Here is a 15,052-nt window from a genome sequence, read left to right on the forward strand (position 1 = left end):
GCTACAGGCTCCGGGCCCACGGGCTGCTCCTGTACGGCCGGCGCCTCCGGGACCACAGCCTCCTGCGCCTCCTCCGCGCCCTCGGCCTCAGCCACGGGCACCTCACCGTGCCCCGCCTCACCGACGACCGGCGCGTCCGGCGCCACGCCGGCACCGGTGTCCGGCANNCCTGCTCGTCGTGAGCCGCCGCAGGCGTCTGCTCGCCCTCGGCGGCGACCGCCGTACCGACCGCCTGGGTGGCGACCCGGGCGACGGCCGCCTGGGCCGCGTCCGCGAGCGCCGCTGCCGGGGCCGCCGCGCCCTGCGCCACCCACGGCGCGGCCTGCGGGGCCGCCGGCTCGGGCGTGCGGGGGACGTCGAGGTACTCGGGGCCGAGGGTCGGCGGGCCCGGCTGGCGGGCGGGCAGGTCGGCGGGGCCGCGGTCGGCGAGGGAGCGGACCGGGCTCGCGGACAGGTCGGGCAGCGGCGGGCCGAGGTGCAGCGGACGGCGCGGCGCGGCCGGAGCCGCGGCCGGTGAGGGGGCCGGCGCAGGCGCCGGGGTCTGCGGCTCGGGCGGGCGGACGCCGCCGAGGTCGACGGAGCCGCTGTCGCGGCCGTCCGTCTCGTGCGGGCCCGGCTGGTGGACGGTCTCGACGACCGGCGCGGGCGCGGGCGGCGCGATCTCGTTGCCCCAGGCGCCCTGGGCGCCCGGCAGCAGCAGGTCTACGTCCTCGGCGGGACTGTCGGAGAGGTAGGTGTACGCGTCCGGCGCGGCGACGCCCGGCTGCTCCACCCTGCCTGCGTTCTCCGGCAGTCCCTCGCCCGGGACCTGGCCGGTGTCGGTCATGCGTACCCCTCGCCCATCGGTTAGTGCTCCTACGACCAGCTCACCCGGAACGGCGCACCGACCGCCCCACACTGAAGAACGAGCGTGCGTCCCCAGCGGCACGAACGGCCCGCCCGGAAAAGGCGACAAAGCCATTCACTGGCATTGTCGCGGGCGCACCGCCGTCGCGTCAGCTTGATCGGCGACGGTTCCGCTGTGGACTGCGCCACGTTGCGCGTCCTCCGGTTCCTGCCGTACCACGACCCACCCCAAAACGGGCGCGCTTTTTGGACATTGGCCGACGAAGCGTCGGGTGACCAGTGCGGTACAACGATCGGCCAGCCTACCGCGCGCGGTAAGACAAACCGATCACGGGGACGGCAATGCGGCTCAGCGGCCTCGGGCGGGCAGCACCCCGCTGAGCAGGAACGCGACGCTCCGTTCCTTCTCCGTCCAGGCCCGCGTGTCGAGTTCGACGGACTGGAGCAGGGCGCACTCGACGCGGTAGCCGTGTTCCGCCAGGTTCCGGCCGATCAGTTCGGCGTCGTCGCGGGTGGCGGCGTGCGTGACGATGCGCTGCGGGCGGCGGTCGGCCACGGCGGAGACCACGGCCGCTCCCCCGCCGCCGACCCGGACCACGTCGGGTTCGGGAAGGTTCTCCAGGACGTGCGGCGCGGTGCCGTGGACGATCTGCATCTGGACGCCGTGGCGGCGCGCGGCGGCGTCGGTGCGGGCGCAGGCGTCCCGGTCGCGGTCGACGGCGATGACGGCCGCCCCGGCCCGCGCGGCGTCGGTGGCGAACGCGCCGGAGCCGCAGCCGATGTCCCAGACGAGGTCGCCCAGGCCCGGCCCGAGGCGGGCGAGTTGGCCGATGCGGACGGGTTCCCGCTCGCCCTCGCCGAGGTCGCCGCCGTACTCCCCCGCGGGCAGCGTCCAGCCGCGCGGTCCGGCGGAGGGGTCGCGTCCGGCGATCCAGCCGGCGGTGTCGCCGGCGGCCACCGGGCCGCCGATGACGATGACCACGTTGGGGTCGCGCCAGGTGTGGTCGGCGGCCTTGTCGGAGGTGACGACGGTGACCTGTTCGCGCTCGGTGCCGAGTTCCTCGCAGATGACGAAGGAGCGGTGGACGCCCTCCATCAGCAGGCCGAGTTCGGCGGGGCCCGCGCCGGGCGAGGTGAGCACCGCCACCTTGGTGTGGGCGCGGCACACGTTCACGGCGCGGCGCAGGGTGCGCGGGTGGGCGACGACCACTTCCGCGTCGTCCCAGGGCATGCCGGCCCGGGCGAAGGCGGCGGCGACCGAGGAGACGGCGGGCACGACCTCGACCTCCAGGCCGAACTCCGGCGCGCGCAGGGTGCGTACGACGCCGAAGAAGCCGGGGTCGCCGTCGGCGAGCACGACGGCCGTGCCGCGGTGGGCGGCGATGCGGCGGGCGGCGAGGGAGACGGAGCCGAGGCGGATGCGCTCGGCCGCGGCGGGCACCTCGGGGAGCGCCAGGTGGTGTGCGGCGCCGGCGACCAGCGTGGCGGCGCCGAGTGCGGAGCGTGCCGCGTCGGTGAGCGGCGAGCCGTCCCAGCCGATCACCGTGACCCGGTCGGCCATCGTCGTCAGTCTCCTGGGGTTCGCGCAGGTCGTCGTCGGCTGTTCCGCCCGGAGGCGGTCTGCTGAGATTACCTGGTGCGGTCACGGACCGCTTCGCCGGTGCGGGCCGCCGGACGCCCCTCGGACGTCAGTTCCAGTCGGTGTAGCCGGGGTAGCCGCCGCTGTCGGCCAGTTGTCCGTCCGCGCCCTCGATGTCCTCGGGCAGCAGGCTCCACACGATGTAGTCGGTGCGGACCTCGCTCCAGCCGCCGTCCTCGCCGCGGACCCTGGCTATGCAGGCGTTGCGCAGTACACCCTCGCTTATGCAGCCGATCTTCTGGGCGACCTGCTGGGCGGCAGTGTTGTCGGCGGCGGTGCGCAGCTCGACGCGCTGGAGTTTCTGGTCACCGAAGAGCCACTGGGCGGTGGCGAGGGCGGCCTCGGAGGCGTAGCCCTCGCCGCGCGCCCAGGGGGCGACGATGTACGACAGCTCGGTGGAGCGCACGTGCCAGTTGGTGCGGGTGAGGCGGATGAGGCCGACCAGGCGCTGGGTGAGGAACTCGGCGACGGCGAGGTCGAGGCCGTGTCCCGCGGCGCGTTCGGCGGGCGCGTACTCGGTGATCCAGGTGCGGGCGGTGTCCTCGGTGAACGGCTGCGGGACGGCGGTCCAGGCGCCCACCTGCTCGTCGCTCATCATCGCGGCGAGGGCGGGGACGTCGTCCGCGTCGAGGGGACGCAGCACCAACCGCTCCGTGCTGAGGGAGATGTCGGGGAAGGTGCTCGTCATGCGTGGCTCCGTAACCTGAGAGACCGTCGGGTGCTGCTGAACTGCCCAGCATGCAGCATGAAAGCACCGGAACGCACGACGGGGTCCTCCCCCGTCGCCGAGCGGCGCGGAGTCGGACCCCGTGGCGGGTGTCGCGGTGCGGTGAGGGCGGACCGGAACGGACCGGAACGGATCAGAAGGAGGGGAGCACCGAGCCGGCGTAGGTGTCCTCGATGAACTTCTTCACCTCGGGCGAGGTGAGGAGCTTCGCGAGCTTCTTGACGCGCGGGTCGTCCTCCTGGCCCTCCTTGACGGCGAGGAGGTTGCTGTTCGGGTTGTCCTTGGCCTTCTCCAGGACCAGGGCGTCCTCGGCGGGCTTCAGGTCGGCCTCGATGGCGTAGTTGCCGTTGACCACGGCGGCGTCGACGTCGTCCAGGGAACGCGGGGTCTGGGCGGCCTCGAGCTCCTTGAAGGTGAGCTTCTTGGGGTTCTCGGTGATGTCCGCGGGGGTCGCCGCGGTGCCGACGCCGTCCTTGAGGGTGAGCAGGCCGTTCGCGGCGAGCAGCTGGAGGGCGCGGCCCTCGTTGACGGTGTCGTTGGGGATCGCGATCGTCGCGCCGCTCTTCAGCTCGTCGGCCTTCTTCACCGTGTGCGAGTAGAGGCCGAGCGGCTCCAGGTGCACGTCGACGACCGACACGATGTGGGTGCCGTTCTTCTTGTTGAAGTCGTCGAGGTACGGCTGGGTCTGGAAGTAGTTGGCGCCGACCGAGCCGTCCTCCGTCGCGGTGTTCGGGGTGACGTAGTCGGTGAACTCCTTGACCTCGAGGTCGAGGCCGGCCTTCTCGGCGAGGTTGTCCTTCACGAAGTTCAGGATCTCGGCGTGCGGCACGGGGCTCGCGGCGACGACCAGCGGGCCGGAGGTGTCGGAGGCGGCGTCCTGGTCCGCGCCGCAGGCGGTGAGCCCGAGGGTGAGGGCTCCGGCGGCGAGGACGGCGGTGGTGATCTTGGCGGTGTTACGCACGAAAAGTGCCTTTCCTTGGGTGGTGCGACCCCGTCCTGGTGCACGGGGAGTCTGGGGAGGGGTGGCCGGGCGGCCTGGCCGGCGGCTACGCGACCTTGCCGACGTCGGCGGTGGCGGGCTCGCCGCTCTTCAGCAGCCGCAGCCTGGGGGCGGGTCCGGAGCGGGCGCCGCGGCGGTGCAGGGCGCGGGCGGCGAAGTCGCCGGCGAACTGGATCAGCGAGATGGCCACGGCGAGGACCGCGACGGTGATCCACATCAGGCCGGTCTCGAAGCGCTGGTAGCCGTAGCGGACGGCGAGGTCGCCGAGTCCGCCGCCGCCGACGGTGCCGGCCATGGCGGAGTAGCCGATGAGCGCGATGACCGTGGTGGTGGTGGAGGCGATCAGCGAGGGCAGCGCCTCGGGGACGAGGACCTTGCGGACGATGGTCCAGGTGTTGCCGCCCATCGCCTGCACGGCCTCCACGAGCCCGTGGTCCACCTCGCGCACGGCGGTCTCGACGAGCCGCGCGAAGAAGGGGATGCCGCCGATGGCGAGCGGCACGATCGCGGCCTCGCTGCCGATGGTGGTGCCGGTGACCCAGCGGGTGAAGTTCATCAGGGCGACCATGAGGATGATGAACGGCAGCGAGCGGCCGATGTTCACGATCTGCCCGATGACCTTGTTCACCACGGTGTTCTGGAGCAGTCCGCCCTTGTCGGTGAGGACCAGCAGGATGCCGAGCGGAAGGCCGCCGACGACGGCGATCAGGGTGGACCAGCCGACCATGATCAGCGTCTCGGTACAGGCCTGTTCCAGCAGCGGCTGCATCTCGGACCAGGTCACTTGGCGCCCTCCTTCGCCAGCGCGGGCTCGTCGTGGTCGACGACGTCGATCTGCAGGCCCTGCTCGCGCAGGAAGCCGATGGGCACGACGTTGTCCTCGTAGCGGCCGGGCAGTTCGATGCGCATGCGGCCGACCTGGAGCCCGCCGACGGTGTCGATGGCGGCGCCGAGGATCGATATGTCGATGTTGTAGGTGCGCGAGAGCTGGGAGATGACCGGCTGGGTGGCGCTCTCGCCGTGGAAGGTCACGTCGAGGACGGTGCGGTCGTCGCCGCTCGCCTCGCCGCCGACGGGGAACAGCGCGGCGGCGAGTTGCGAGCCGGGGGTGGCCAGCAGGTCGGCGACCGTGCCGGACTCGACGATGCGGCCCTTCTCCATGAGGGCGGCCGAGTCGCAGACCGACTTCACGACGTCCATCTCGTGCGTGATGAGCAGGACGGTGAGGCCGAGCTGGCGGTTGAGGTCGCGCAGCAACTGGAGGATCGAGCGGGTGGTCTCCGGGTCCAGGGCGCTGGTGGCCTCGTCGGAGAGCAGCACCTTGGGGTCGCCGGCGAGGGCGCGGGCGATGCCGACGCGCTGCTTCTGGCCGCCGGAGAGCTGGGCCGGGTAGGCCTTGGCCTTGTCGGCGAGGCCGACCAGGTCGAGCAGTTCCAGCGCCTTGCGGGAACGTTCCTTCCCCGACGTGCCGAGGATCTCCAGCGGGAGTTCCACGTTGTCCTGCACGGTGCGCGAGGACAGCAGGTTGAAGTGCTGGAAGACCATGCCGATGCGGCTGCGCGCCTGGCGGAGCTCCCGGCCGGCGCGGGGGCCGCGGCCGGCGAGCGCGGTGAGGTCCTGGCCGGCCACGGTCACGGTGCCCGAGGTGGGACGCTCCAGCAGGTTGACGCAGCGGATGAGGGAGGACTTGCCGGCGCCGGACTGGCCGATGACGCCGTAGACCTCGCCTTCGCGGACGTGCAGGTCGACGCCGTCCAGGGCGGTGACCTCGCGGCCGCGTGAGCGGTGAGTCCGATAGACCTTCGTGAGGCCCGAGGTGGTGATCACGTGGGTTTCCGTCACTGTCGAGTGCGCGGCGCGTCGTGGGCGCCGGGCACGTGGCATGCAGGGAAGGGCGGCAGGGCGGCACGGATCCCGCGGACATGCGGGGGTCCGGGGGGAAACGTGCGCGGGGCGTGGCTCGGTCGCGCGTGCGGGGCACGCGGGCGGACGTGAGCCGGCTCTCGCTTCGGGGCGCGAGGCTCTGGCGGTGCGGGGGCCCTCTAGAAGGCGCGCATTCGGCGCGGACACATACAACGAGCACCGGGCGTCATGGTCGCCTCGGTCGCAGGGGTGCGGTCGCTCGTCGTGGTCATGCGGTCAGTAAAGCAGACGTTCACTTCTGAACGGACCCGGCCGTCCGCATAGTGGACAGCCGTGGACACCCGCGCCCGCACGTCAGGGCCGTACGGAGATCTCGATCCCGGCCTCGGTGACCAGTGCGGACAGGGCCGACAGGTCCTTCACCACCAGGTCGGCGGTCAGCTCCTCGGCACGGTGGGTTGTGGCCAAGGCCACGGTCGTCATGCCGGCGGCGCGGCCGGCCTGGAGCCCGGCGGGGGCGTCCTCGAAGACGACGCAGTCGGCGGGGTCGACGCCGAGCGTGCGGGCGGCGAGCAGGTAGGGCTCGGGGTCGGGCTTGCCGCGGGTGATGTCGTCGGCGGCGATCAGCGTCTTGGGCAGGATGCCGACGGCGGCGAGCCGGGCCTCGGCGAGGCGCCGGGTGGCGGAGGTGACCACGGCCCAGCGCTCGGCGGGCAGTCCGGCGAGGAACTCCTCGGTCCCGGGCAGGAGACGCACCCCGCCGCCCGCGACGTCCTCCACCTCCAGGTCCTCGATGCGCGCGACGGCCTGCGGCACGACGTGGGCGGGCAGCAGGTCGGCGGCTATCTCGGCGGCCGGCCGCCCGTGCAGCTCCACCCGCGCGAAGTCCTCGGCCGTGAGTCCGTACTCCACGGCCCACCGCGTCCAGCAGCGGTTGACGGACTCCAGGGACGAGACGAGGGTCCCGTCGTTGTCGAAGAGCAGGGCACGCGCATGGATGGTCATGCCATCGACCATACGGTCCCGCCGGACGGGGCCGGCTCCGGCCGTGGCGCATCATGACGGCATGAGACCCGAGGTGAGCGCCTTCGTGGCGGACGGACCGCTGCCCGGCGAGGAGACCGGGGAGGAAGCCGAGATCGACCGCAGGGCGCGGCAACTGGACGCGATCCCGCGCCCGTTGAGCCTCGCCGAGGCGGAGGCCCTGGCCGGCTGTTTCGGGCCGGACGACGGCTACGGGCTCGCCTGGACGATGGCCCACCTGATCGAGACCGCCCCGGGTCCGGTGCCCACGTCGGCGCCGGCGCCCGGCGGGGGCGCGCACGCGCGGATCCACAGATGGGCGGTCGCCGCCGGACTCGTCGCCGAGGGCTCCGAGGCCGTTGCTCGCGGGGGCGGGGACGGCGGGGCTTTTCCGGCGTAATAGGCTCCTTGCCATGCTGGATGTCCTGACCGTGGTGACCGCTGTCGCCGCGCTGCTGCTCGCCGCCTGGTGCGGCTGGGCCGCCTACCGTGACCAGCCGACGAAGGACTGGCACTTCATCGGCATGGCCGTGGTGACGCTGCTGGCGCTGGTGCAGCTGGTGGTCGGGATCGTGCAGCTGGCCCGGGGCGAGAAGCCGGAGCAGGGCACGACGATCTTCGTGGCGTATCTGCTGGGCTCGTTCGCCTGCGTCCCGGCGGCGGGCTTCCTGTCGCTGGGCGAGCGCTCCCGCTGGGGATCGGTGACCGTCGCCGCGAGCGGCGTGGTGCTGGCCGTGCTCGAGGTGCGGCTGTTCGACATCTGGGGAGGCTGAGATGACCGCGACCCAGGAGAGGCCGGGGCGGACCCGGCTGGCGAGCGGGCCCGGACTGCTGCTGGTCTGGCTGTACGGGGTGATGGTGGTCGGCGCCGTGTCGCGCTCGGTCTACCAGATCGCCACCGAGTTCGACCGCGCGCCGCTCGCCTACACGCTGTCCGCGCTGGCCGGCGTGGTCTACGGCTTCATCACGTACACGCTGGTGCGCGGCGGGGAGAAGGCCCGCAGGGCGGCGCTGGTGTGCTGCGCCGCCGAGCTGGTGGGCGTGCTGACCGTCGGCACCTGGACGCTGGTGGAGCCGTCCGCCTTCCCCGACGCCACCGTGTGGTCCGACTACGGGATGGGCTATCTCTTCATCCCGGTGCTGCTGCCGCTGACCGCCGTGTACTGGCTGCGCCGGGCGCGCGTCCAGGAGCCGGCCGCCTGACGGGCGGCCGGTCCGTCCGTCGCGGTCAGGCGGTCGTCGCGTACGCCTCCGCCGTCTTCTCCAGCACGATCATCGGTACGCCGTCGGCGCCGCGGGACGTGCCCACGCGCTGGTAGCCGACCTTGCTGTAGAGGCGGAGGTTGCTCTCGCTGCGGTGACCGGCGTGCAGCCGGAAGGTGCGGGCGCCGCGCTCGCCGGCGAGGGCCGCCTCGGCCGCCTTGAGCAGCCGGGCGCCGATGCCGTGGCCCTGGAGGCGGGGGTGGACGCAGAGCTTGCCGATCGCGGCGGCGCCGTCCTCGGTGATCCTGCCGTGCACCGACCCGACGATCTCGTCGCCGAGGCGCGCGACGAACACGCAGTCCCCGGCGACCTCCTCGCGGACCGAGTCGAGGGTCTGGACCAGGGGATCGATGCGGTAGTTGCCGTAGAGGGCCGCCTCGCTCTGGAAGCACAGGTACTGCAACCTGAAGATCTGCTCCGCGTCCTGCTCGGCCGCCGCAGAGATGGTCACGCTCATGCCCATGTGCGCACGCCTCCCGCTCACCTGATCACCTGTTGTCCCTCACTCCTATCCCCGTCCTCAGCCCGCCGCAACCTCCGCCGCGAGTAAACGACGCAGACATCCCAGGCATCTGGAGCGTTCCGGGCCGAGACTGCCCTGTGAGATACCCAACTCCCCTGCGATTTCCCGGTATGTCGGATCGTGCGGGGACAGCAGCGCGGCGAGCAGACCGGGGCAGCGGCCGGGAAGCCTGCGCACCGCGTCACGCAGGGCGCGGCGGCGGGCGGCGGCGAGCGCGAGCCGTTCCGGGTCGTGCCGGCCTGCGTCGGCGGGTTCGCGGGTCAGCGCCGTCTCACGGCGGGCGGTACGTCGGACGCGGCGGGCCTCCGCGCGGACCGCGCGACGCAGCCACAGCTGCGGGTCGTCCGGCGGTCCGTCACGGTGGAGCCGCTCGAGGAGCCGGAGCCAGACCGCCTGTTCCAGGTCGCCCGGTTCGGTGCCGCCGCCGTACGCCTCGGCGGCGGCCTCCGCGGCGAGCAGCGGGCCGAGCAGCGCCATCAGGCCGGGCACGGCGATCAGGTCGTAGGCGGGTGACGGGTCGTACGCGGGTGGCGGGTCGGTTGTCCTCACACGCGCAACGACCCGGCCGCCCCGGGCGGGGTTGCCCGGGGCGGCCGTACCTCACCCCTTCCGGGGCCGGGGCGGATCAGCGGTTGACGAAGTCCTCGCGGGCCAGCAGCCCGGTGTCCGGGTTGTCGGTGAAGACGCCGTCGATGCCGGTGGCGAAGTAGACGCGGTAGGCGCCGAAGACGTCGCCGTAGGCGTCGGGGTCGGAGCCCTTGCGGAACTCGGCGGGCAGGAACGGGTTCTCGTTGCGCATCGTGTAGGGGTGCAGGATCAGTCCCGCGCGGTGGGCGTCACGGACCAGGGTGGTGGGTTCGGTGAGCCGGCCCGAGGCGTCGCGCGGAATGACCAGGTCGAGGGTGGGGCCGATGCCCTGCGCGTAGGAGGCGATCTCCTTCAGGCCCCCCGGCGTGACGAGGTCGGCCGTGGTGCGCGGGTCGCCGGTCTCGACGAAGTCCCAGGGGCGGCTCGCGGCGTCGGACAGCAGCACGACCAGCGGGTTGTCCACGAGCTTGCTCAGGCGCCGGACGCTGGTCGGCTCGAACGACTGAAGGATCACCGGCGAGTTCCTGCGGTCCTTGTCGTGCTTGCGCAGCAGTCTCACCACCCGCTCCTCCAGGCCGAGGCCCAGCTTGCGGAAGTAGGTGGGGTGCTTGAGCTCGGGGTAGATCCACACCTGCTTGCCGCGCGCACGGGTCTGCTCGTCCTGCCAGCGCAGCACCTCCTCGAAGGTGGGGATCTCCCAACGGCCGTTGTACAGGGTGTTGTGCGGACGGTTGGCGGGGATGCGCTCCACCGCCCGCAGCCGCTTGAGCTCGGCGAGCGTGAAGTCCTCGGTGAACCAGCCGGTGATCTGGACGCCGTCCAGCGTCTTGGTGGTGCGGCGGCCGGCGAACTCGGGGTGGTCGGCGACGTCGGTGGTGCCGCCGATCTCCGGCTCGTGCCGGCAGACGAGGTGGCCGTCCTTGGTGGCCACCAGGTCGCCGGCCTCGACGATGTCGGCGCCCATGTCGAGGGCGAGCTGGTACGAGCCGAACGTGTGCTCGGGCCGGTAGCCGCTGGCGCCCCGGTGACCCACGATCGTCGGCACGGGCAGGCTGCCGAGCCCACGGCCGCGACCCCGCGCGGGCCCGCGCCCGGTGTTCTCCGCCGCGCCGGCCGTGCCGCCGAGCCCCAGGACGGTGCCGCCCGCGCCGAGGACCGCCGCCCCGAGCAGGGCCCGCCGTCCGGTCCCGCTCGCCTGTTCGTTCGACTCCCGTGTCCCCATGAACGCCTCCTGTGTCGGCTGGTGCGGTGCGGGCCGATCGTAGGTGCGCGCGGTTGACGAAGGGGAGGCTTGGAGCCGAACAGACGGGTGGTGTCGCGTGACGTACGCCCTCCTGTGTTTGACGTACGTCTGTCGTATTCCGGGGGTGATGTGACGGGGCGTCCGGTTCGCTCCGGGGGGTGCGGGTACCCGGCGGGGCGCGGGGGTGGGCGAGCGGTACGGGCGAGCCGCGTCACAGTGTGGCGGCCGGTTCTCCCGCCGCGCGCGGGCGTGGTCGCGCAGGCAGACCCGGGTCAAGAGTCCGCAAGACCTCGGTCAACTGCCACGAGCCCGATGTGCGCGACTCCCCGGACCGCGAGTAATGTCCTCACCTGCACAGACTCGTACGGCATTCGTCGACGTCCGCTTCCCACCGGAGGGCCCGTTGTCCCGCTTCGCGCTCATCAAGGCAGTGCTCGGTCCGATCATGCGCCTGATGTTCCGCCCACGGGTGGAGGGCGCGGAGCACATCCCGGGCGACGGTCCGGTGATCCTGGCCGGCAATCACCTCACGTTCATCGACTCGATGATTCTGCCGCTGGTCTGCGACCGGCAGGTCTGCTTCATCGGCAAGGACGAGTACGTCACCGGCAAGGGCCTCAAGGGGCGGCTGATGGCGTGGTTCTTCACCGGCGTCGGCATGATCCCCGTCGACCGCGACGGCGGCCGGGGTGGGGTGGCCGCCCTGATGACCGGGCGCCGGGTGCTGGAGGAGGGCAGGGTCTTCGGCATCTACCCCGAGGGCACCCGCTCCCCCGACGGCCGCCTGTACCGCGGCCGCACCGGCATCGCCCGGCTGACGCTGATGACGGGCGCGCCGGTGGTGCCGTTCGCCATGATCGGCACGGACAAGCTGCAGCCGGGCGGGGCGGGGCTGCCCCGGCCGGGGCGGGTCACCGTGCGGTTCGGTGAGGCGATGGAGTTCTCGCGGTACGAGGGGATGGACCGCGACCGGTATGTGCTGCGGGCGGTCACCGATTCGGTGATGGCGGAGGTCATGCGGTTGTCGGGGCAGGAGTACGTGGACATGTACGCGAGCAAGGCCAAGGAAGCCGCGTAGTTCTTCGGCCGGGCCGCGGTTGTCGGTTCCGTGCGGGTGGGTGGGGGCTTGTCGCGCAGTTCCCCGCGCCCCTGAGGCATTTCCGCGAGCCTGGATGGGCGGGTGGCCGCGTCCCGGTGGCCTGCGCGCGGGTCAGGTGGTGGGGAGCTTCTCGTCGCGGAGCATGAACCACGCTGCCGCTGACGCCGTCAGGAGGACCGCCGCTCCTGCTCCCGCCGCCAGGGTGAGGCCGTCGACGAAGGCCTCGCGGGCCGCTTCCAGCATGGGTTCCGCCGTGTGGGCGGACATCCGGGTCGCCGTGTCCACCGCGCTGCCCAGCGACTCGTGCGCGGTGGCCGGGGTGCCCGGCGGGGCGGGGAAGCCGCGGTAGACGCCCGTGACGATGGAGCCCAGGACGGCGATGCCCAGGGCCGCGCCGAGTTCGTACGCCGTCTCCGAGACGGCGGAGGCGGCGCCCGCCTGTTCCTTGGGGACGCTCGAGAGGATCACGTCCGCCGTCACCGTGAACGAGAAGCCCGCGCCCGCGCCGACCACCAGCAGCGCCGCGCCGAGCAGCGGATAGCCGGTCGACTGGCCGATGACCGTGAGAGCGGCCAGGGCCAGGCCGATGGCCGCCAGGCCGCCGGCGACGACCGAGCGCACCGAGAAGCGGCGGGCGGTCCGGCCGGCGATCAGACCGGCCGCCACCGCGCCGATCGCGGCGGGCAGTTCCGCGAGGCCCGCCTCGAACGGGCGTCGCCCCTGCACCAGTTGCAGGTACTGGGAGAGGAAGAACACCAGGCCGGACAGGCCGAGGACGGTCAGCAGGTCGGCGAGCACCGCCCCGCTGAAGCCCCGGCTGCGGAACAGCCGCATGTCCAGGAGCGGCTTCGGGAGAGTGAGCTGGCGGCGGACGAACAGGTACAGCGCCGTCGCGCCCAGCAGCCCCGCGGCCAGGGCGGACGCGGCGGGGCCGTGACTGGCGGTCTCCTTCACCGCGTAGACCACGCCGATCATGCCGGCCAGGGACAGGGCGACGCTGGTCAGGTCCCACGGGCCTGGTTCGGGGGTACGCGACTCCGGCAGCAGCCTGCTGCCGACGACCACCAGGACCGCCATGACCGGCAGGTTGATCAGGAACACCGAGCCCCACCAGAAGTGCTCCAGCAGCAGCCCGCCGAGGATCGGTCCGACCGCCGTGCCGGCGGAGGCGGTCGCGCCCCAGATGCCGATGGCGAGGCTGCGCTCGCGCGGGTCGTGGAAGAGGTTGCGGATCAGGGCGAGGGTGGCCGGCATCAGCGTGGCACCGGCGACGCCGAGCAGGGCGCGCGCCGCGATCATCACCTCGGGCGTGTGCGCGTAGGCGTTGAGCACGGAGATCAGGCCGAAGGCGGCGGCGCCGTACAGCAGGATCCGCTTGCGGCCGACGCGGTCGCCGAGGCTGCCCATCGACACGAGCAGTCCGGCGAGCACGAACGAGTAGACGTCGCCGATCCACAGCAGCTGGGAGCCGGTGGGTGCGAGGTCCTCGCTGATGTACGGGGTGGCGAGGCCGAGGACGGTCGCGTCGACGGCCACCAGCAGGACGGCGAGCACGAGGACCGACAGGGCGAGCCAGCGGCCGGGGCGGCGCGCTTCCTCGGTCGTGGTCCGCGGCCGTATGGCGCTGGTCATGATTCCTTCCTCGACGCCGGTTCCTCCGGGCGTCGTACGCCGCCGAGCAGCAGCTCGACGATCATGTGGGTGAAGTCCTTGGGGGCGACCCGGCCCTCGGCCACCGCCCAGGCGGCGGAGGCGAGCAGGCCGTAGAGGGCCTCGGTGAGCCAGGCCGGGGTGAGGTCGATGCGGAACTCGCCGCTCGACTGGCCGCGCCGGAACAGCGCGGCGATGCGCTCGTCGATCGCGGCCCAGCCCTCGTTCTGCTCCTCGCCCTCGAACAGCTGGTTCTCGGTGTAGAGGAAGGCGAGCAGGGGGGCGTGCGGTTCGATCGCGGCGACCAGGCGCCGTAGGGCGTCGGTGGCGGACCCCTCGTCGGTGCGGGCGGCGGCGAGGGCGGCCTCGCACTCGGCGATGCCCAGTGCTTCCAGGGCGCGGACCAGCGCGTCCCGGCCGGCGAACTGCCGGTGCAGGGTGGCGCGGCTGATCCCGGCGGCCCTGGCGACCTCGTCCATGGTCGCGGTGGACTTACGGGTCAGCAGGGCCGCGGCGCTGCGCAGCACGTGGTCTCGGTCGACAGCCATGAGACGACGGTACCGCACGTGAGACATCTTTGTCTCATTCGGGTTATGGGTGCCTCAGGCGGTGTGTGTGCTGTGCAGGGGTGGCGGTCAGTGCCAGGGCAGCGCGCTTCGGTGCTGCCAGTACGCCTCCGGGGTCTCCGCCAGCGGGGTTAGGCGGGCGAGCTGGTCGTCGGTGAGGTCGACGGCCGCCGCGTGCAGGTTGGAGGCCAGCTGGACCGTGGTCGCCGCGCCGGACAGGACGACGCCCGTCCAGGACTGGCGGAGTACGAAGGCGAGCGCGACCGCGTCGCAGCCCAGGCCGGTTTCCTCGGCGACGGCGCGCAGCGGCTCGGGGGCGTGCGGTGCGGCCAGGCGGCCGTTGGCCATGCCCTCCTTGACGATGACGGTGAGTCCGGCGTCGTGGGCCTCGGCCAGCGCGGGCCCCGCGGAGGTCTCCAGGACGTTGTAGGTCGACTGCACCGTGCGGAAGAGGGGGTCGCCGTCGACGGTGACGGCGAGGGCCGCGCGCACGGCGTCCGCCTGGCGGGGGCCGCTGGTGGAGAAGCCGACGGTCACGCCCTGCGCCGCCGCCTCGGCGAGGCGGGCGTGCAGGTCCTTGTCGGTGAGGGCCGGGCTGTCCGGGGTGACCGAGTGGATCTGGTAGAGGTCGAGGCGGTCGCCGAGAATCGCGTCGGTCTCGGCGCGCTGGCGCTCGTACGCGGCGAGGGAGTGGTCCTTGACCTCGTGCCGCTCGGCGTCGGTGGTCCAGCCGGCGGTGTAGGTGTAGCCCCACTTGCTGCCGACGACCACGTCGGTGACGTCGGGGCGGCTCTTCAGCCAGTCCGCGAGGAACTCCTCGCTGCGGCCGTAGGAGCGGGCCGCGTCGATGTAGCGGACGCCCTGGGCGTAGGCGGCGTCGAGGAGTTCGTGGGTGCGGGTGCGGAGGTTCTCGACCGTGCGGTCGTGGCCTTCGCCGAGGTCGGCGGCTCGGTCGAGGGTGATGTAGCCGGGGCGGCCCACCGCGGCGAGGCCCAGACCCAGGTGGGCCGCCCCGGCTACAT

General features: G+C 72.8%; 16 protein-coding genes and 1 pseudogene. 4 read left to right on the plus strand and 13 right to left on the minus strand.

Going from position 1 to position 15,052, the window contains the following annotated elements:
• From CCN29_RS36300 to CCN29_RS27865, 7 genes and pseudogenes are all read right to left on the minus strand, one after another.
• Positions 1-826 (minus strand): annotated as a pseudogene (locus tag CCN29_RS36300) (nicotinate-nucleotide--dimethylbenzimidazole phosphoribosyltransferase); the annotation flags it as partial.
• A gap of 369 nt (positions 827-1,195) precedes the next feature.
• Positions 1,196-2,407 carry a precorrin-6y C5,15-methyltransferase (decarboxylating) subunit CbiE gene (gene cbiE / locus CCN29_RS27840; RefSeq protein ID WP_006132384.1) on the minus strand — a complete coding sequence of 404 codons (1,212 nt, stop codon included), beginning with the start codon at positions 2,405-2,407 and terminating at the stop codon, positions 1,196-1,198.
• Between the two features lie 127 nt (positions 2,408-2,534).
• The gene (locus CCN29_RS27845; RefSeq protein ID WP_006132383.1) at positions 2,535-3,173 is read right to left on the minus strand and encodes a GNAT family N-acetyltransferase; all 639 of its coding nucleotides are present in this window, start codon (positions 3,171-3,173) and stop codon (positions 2,535-2,537) included.
• A 172-nt stretch (positions 3,174-3,345) separates the two neighbouring features.
• Positions 3,346-4,173, minus strand: a complete 828-nt coding sequence (locus CCN29_RS27850) for a MetQ/NlpA family ABC transporter substrate-binding protein (protein WP_006132382.1) — start codon at positions 4,171-4,173, stop codon at positions 3,346-3,348.
• 85 nt (positions 4,174-4,258) lie between these two features.
• Positions 4,259-4,996, minus strand: a complete 738-nt coding sequence (locus tag CCN29_RS27855; protein ID WP_442538520.1) for a methionine ABC transporter permease — start codon at positions 4,994-4,996, stop codon at positions 4,259-4,261.
• Positions 4,993-6,039: a methionine ABC transporter ATP-binding protein gene (locus tag CCN29_RS27860; protein WP_031065173.1), complete on the minus strand. Its 1,047-nt coding sequence runs from the start codon at positions 6,037-6,039 to the stop codon at positions 4,993-4,995. Before CCN29_RS27860 ends, CCN29_RS27855 begins: the two co-directional genes overlap by 4 nt.
• A gap of 390 nt (positions 6,040-6,429) precedes the next feature.
• Positions 6,430-7,080 carry an HAD family hydrolase gene (locus CCN29_RS27865; protein ID WP_086685369.1) on the minus strand — a complete coding sequence of 217 codons (651 nt, stop codon included), beginning with the start codon at positions 7,078-7,080 and terminating at the stop codon, positions 6,430-6,432.
• A gap of 61 nt (positions 7,081-7,141) precedes the next feature.
• Between CCN29_RS27865 and CCN29_RS36305 the strand changes: the two genes are divergently transcribed.
• From CCN29_RS36305 to CCN29_RS27880, 3 genes are read left to right on the plus strand one after another with little or no spacing between them, the layout of a single operon-like run.
• Entirely contained in the window at positions 7,142-7,498 is a 357-nt protein-coding gene (locus CCN29_RS36305) for a hypothetical protein (RefSeq protein WP_189409143.1), read from the plus strand.
• Between the two features lie 13 nt (positions 7,499-7,511).
• On the plus strand, positions 7,512-7,871 hold the full coding sequence (locus tag CCN29_RS27875) for a hypothetical protein (RefSeq protein ID WP_006132377.1): 360 nt from the start codon (positions 7,512-7,514) through the stop codon (positions 7,869-7,871).
• Between the two features lies 1 nt (position 7,872).
• Positions 7,873-8,301 (plus strand): hypothetical protein, encoded by a 429-nt coding sequence (locus CCN29_RS27880; protein ID WP_086685364.1) that lies wholly within the window; start codon positions 7,873-7,875, stop codon positions 8,299-8,301.
• A 25-nt stretch (positions 8,302-8,326) separates the two neighbouring features.
• Here CCN29_RS27880 and CCN29_RS27885 read toward each other — a convergent pair whose 3' ends face one another.
• From CCN29_RS27885 to CCN29_RS27895, 3 genes are all read right to left on the minus strand, one after another.
• On the minus strand, positions 8,327-8,824 hold the full coding sequence (locus CCN29_RS27885; RefSeq protein WP_006132375.1) for a GNAT family N-acetyltransferase: 498 nt from the start codon (positions 8,822-8,824) through the stop codon (positions 8,327-8,329).
• Between the two features lie 57 nt (positions 8,825-8,881).
• On the minus strand, positions 8,882-9,361 hold the full coding sequence (locus CCN29_RS27890; protein WP_031022755.1) for an RNA polymerase sigma factor: 480 nt from the start codon (positions 9,359-9,361) through the stop codon (positions 8,882-8,884).
• Between the two features lie 148 nt (positions 9,362-9,509).
• Positions 9,510-10,694, minus strand: a complete 1,185-nt coding sequence (locus CCN29_RS27895) for a glycerophosphodiester phosphodiesterase (protein ID WP_006132373.1) — start codon at positions 10,692-10,694, stop codon at positions 9,510-9,512.
• A 424-nt stretch (positions 10,695-11,118) separates the two neighbouring features.
• Between CCN29_RS27895 and CCN29_RS27900 the strand changes: the two genes are divergently transcribed.
• Positions 11,119-11,793, plus strand: coding sequence for a lysophospholipid acyltransferase family protein (locus tag CCN29_RS27900; RefSeq protein ID WP_006132372.1), 675 nt, complete (start codon positions 11,119-11,121; stop codon positions 11,791-11,793).
• A gap of 132 nt (positions 11,794-11,925) precedes the next feature.
• On the opposite strand, the gene CCN29_RS27905 is transcribed toward CCN29_RS27900, so the two are convergent.
• The 3 genes from CCN29_RS27905 to CCN29_RS27915 form a co-directional block, all read right to left on the minus strand.
• The gene (locus tag CCN29_RS27905) at positions 11,926-13,446 is read right to left on the minus strand and encodes an MFS transporter (protein ID WP_031022754.1); all 1,521 of its coding nucleotides are present in this window, start codon (positions 13,444-13,446) and stop codon (positions 11,926-11,928) included.
• Positions 13,443-14,012, minus strand: a complete 570-nt coding sequence (locus CCN29_RS27910) for a TetR/AcrR family transcriptional regulator (protein WP_031022753.1) — start codon at positions 14,010-14,012, stop codon at positions 13,443-13,445. Before CCN29_RS27910 ends, CCN29_RS27905 begins: the two co-directional genes overlap by 4 nt.
• 87 nt (positions 14,013-14,099) lie before the next feature.
• Positions 14,100-15,032, minus strand: coding sequence for an aldo/keto reductase (locus tag CCN29_RS27915; protein ID WP_442538521.1), 933 nt, complete (start codon positions 15,030-15,032; stop codon positions 14,100-14,102).
• Between the last annotated feature and the right edge of the window lie 20 nt (positions 15,033-15,052).

This window comes from Streptomyces pseudogriseolus, assembly GCA_002154585.1.
GTDB lineage: Bacteria > Actinomycetota > Actinomycetes > Streptomycetales > Streptomycetaceae > Streptomyces > Streptomyces pseudogriseolus.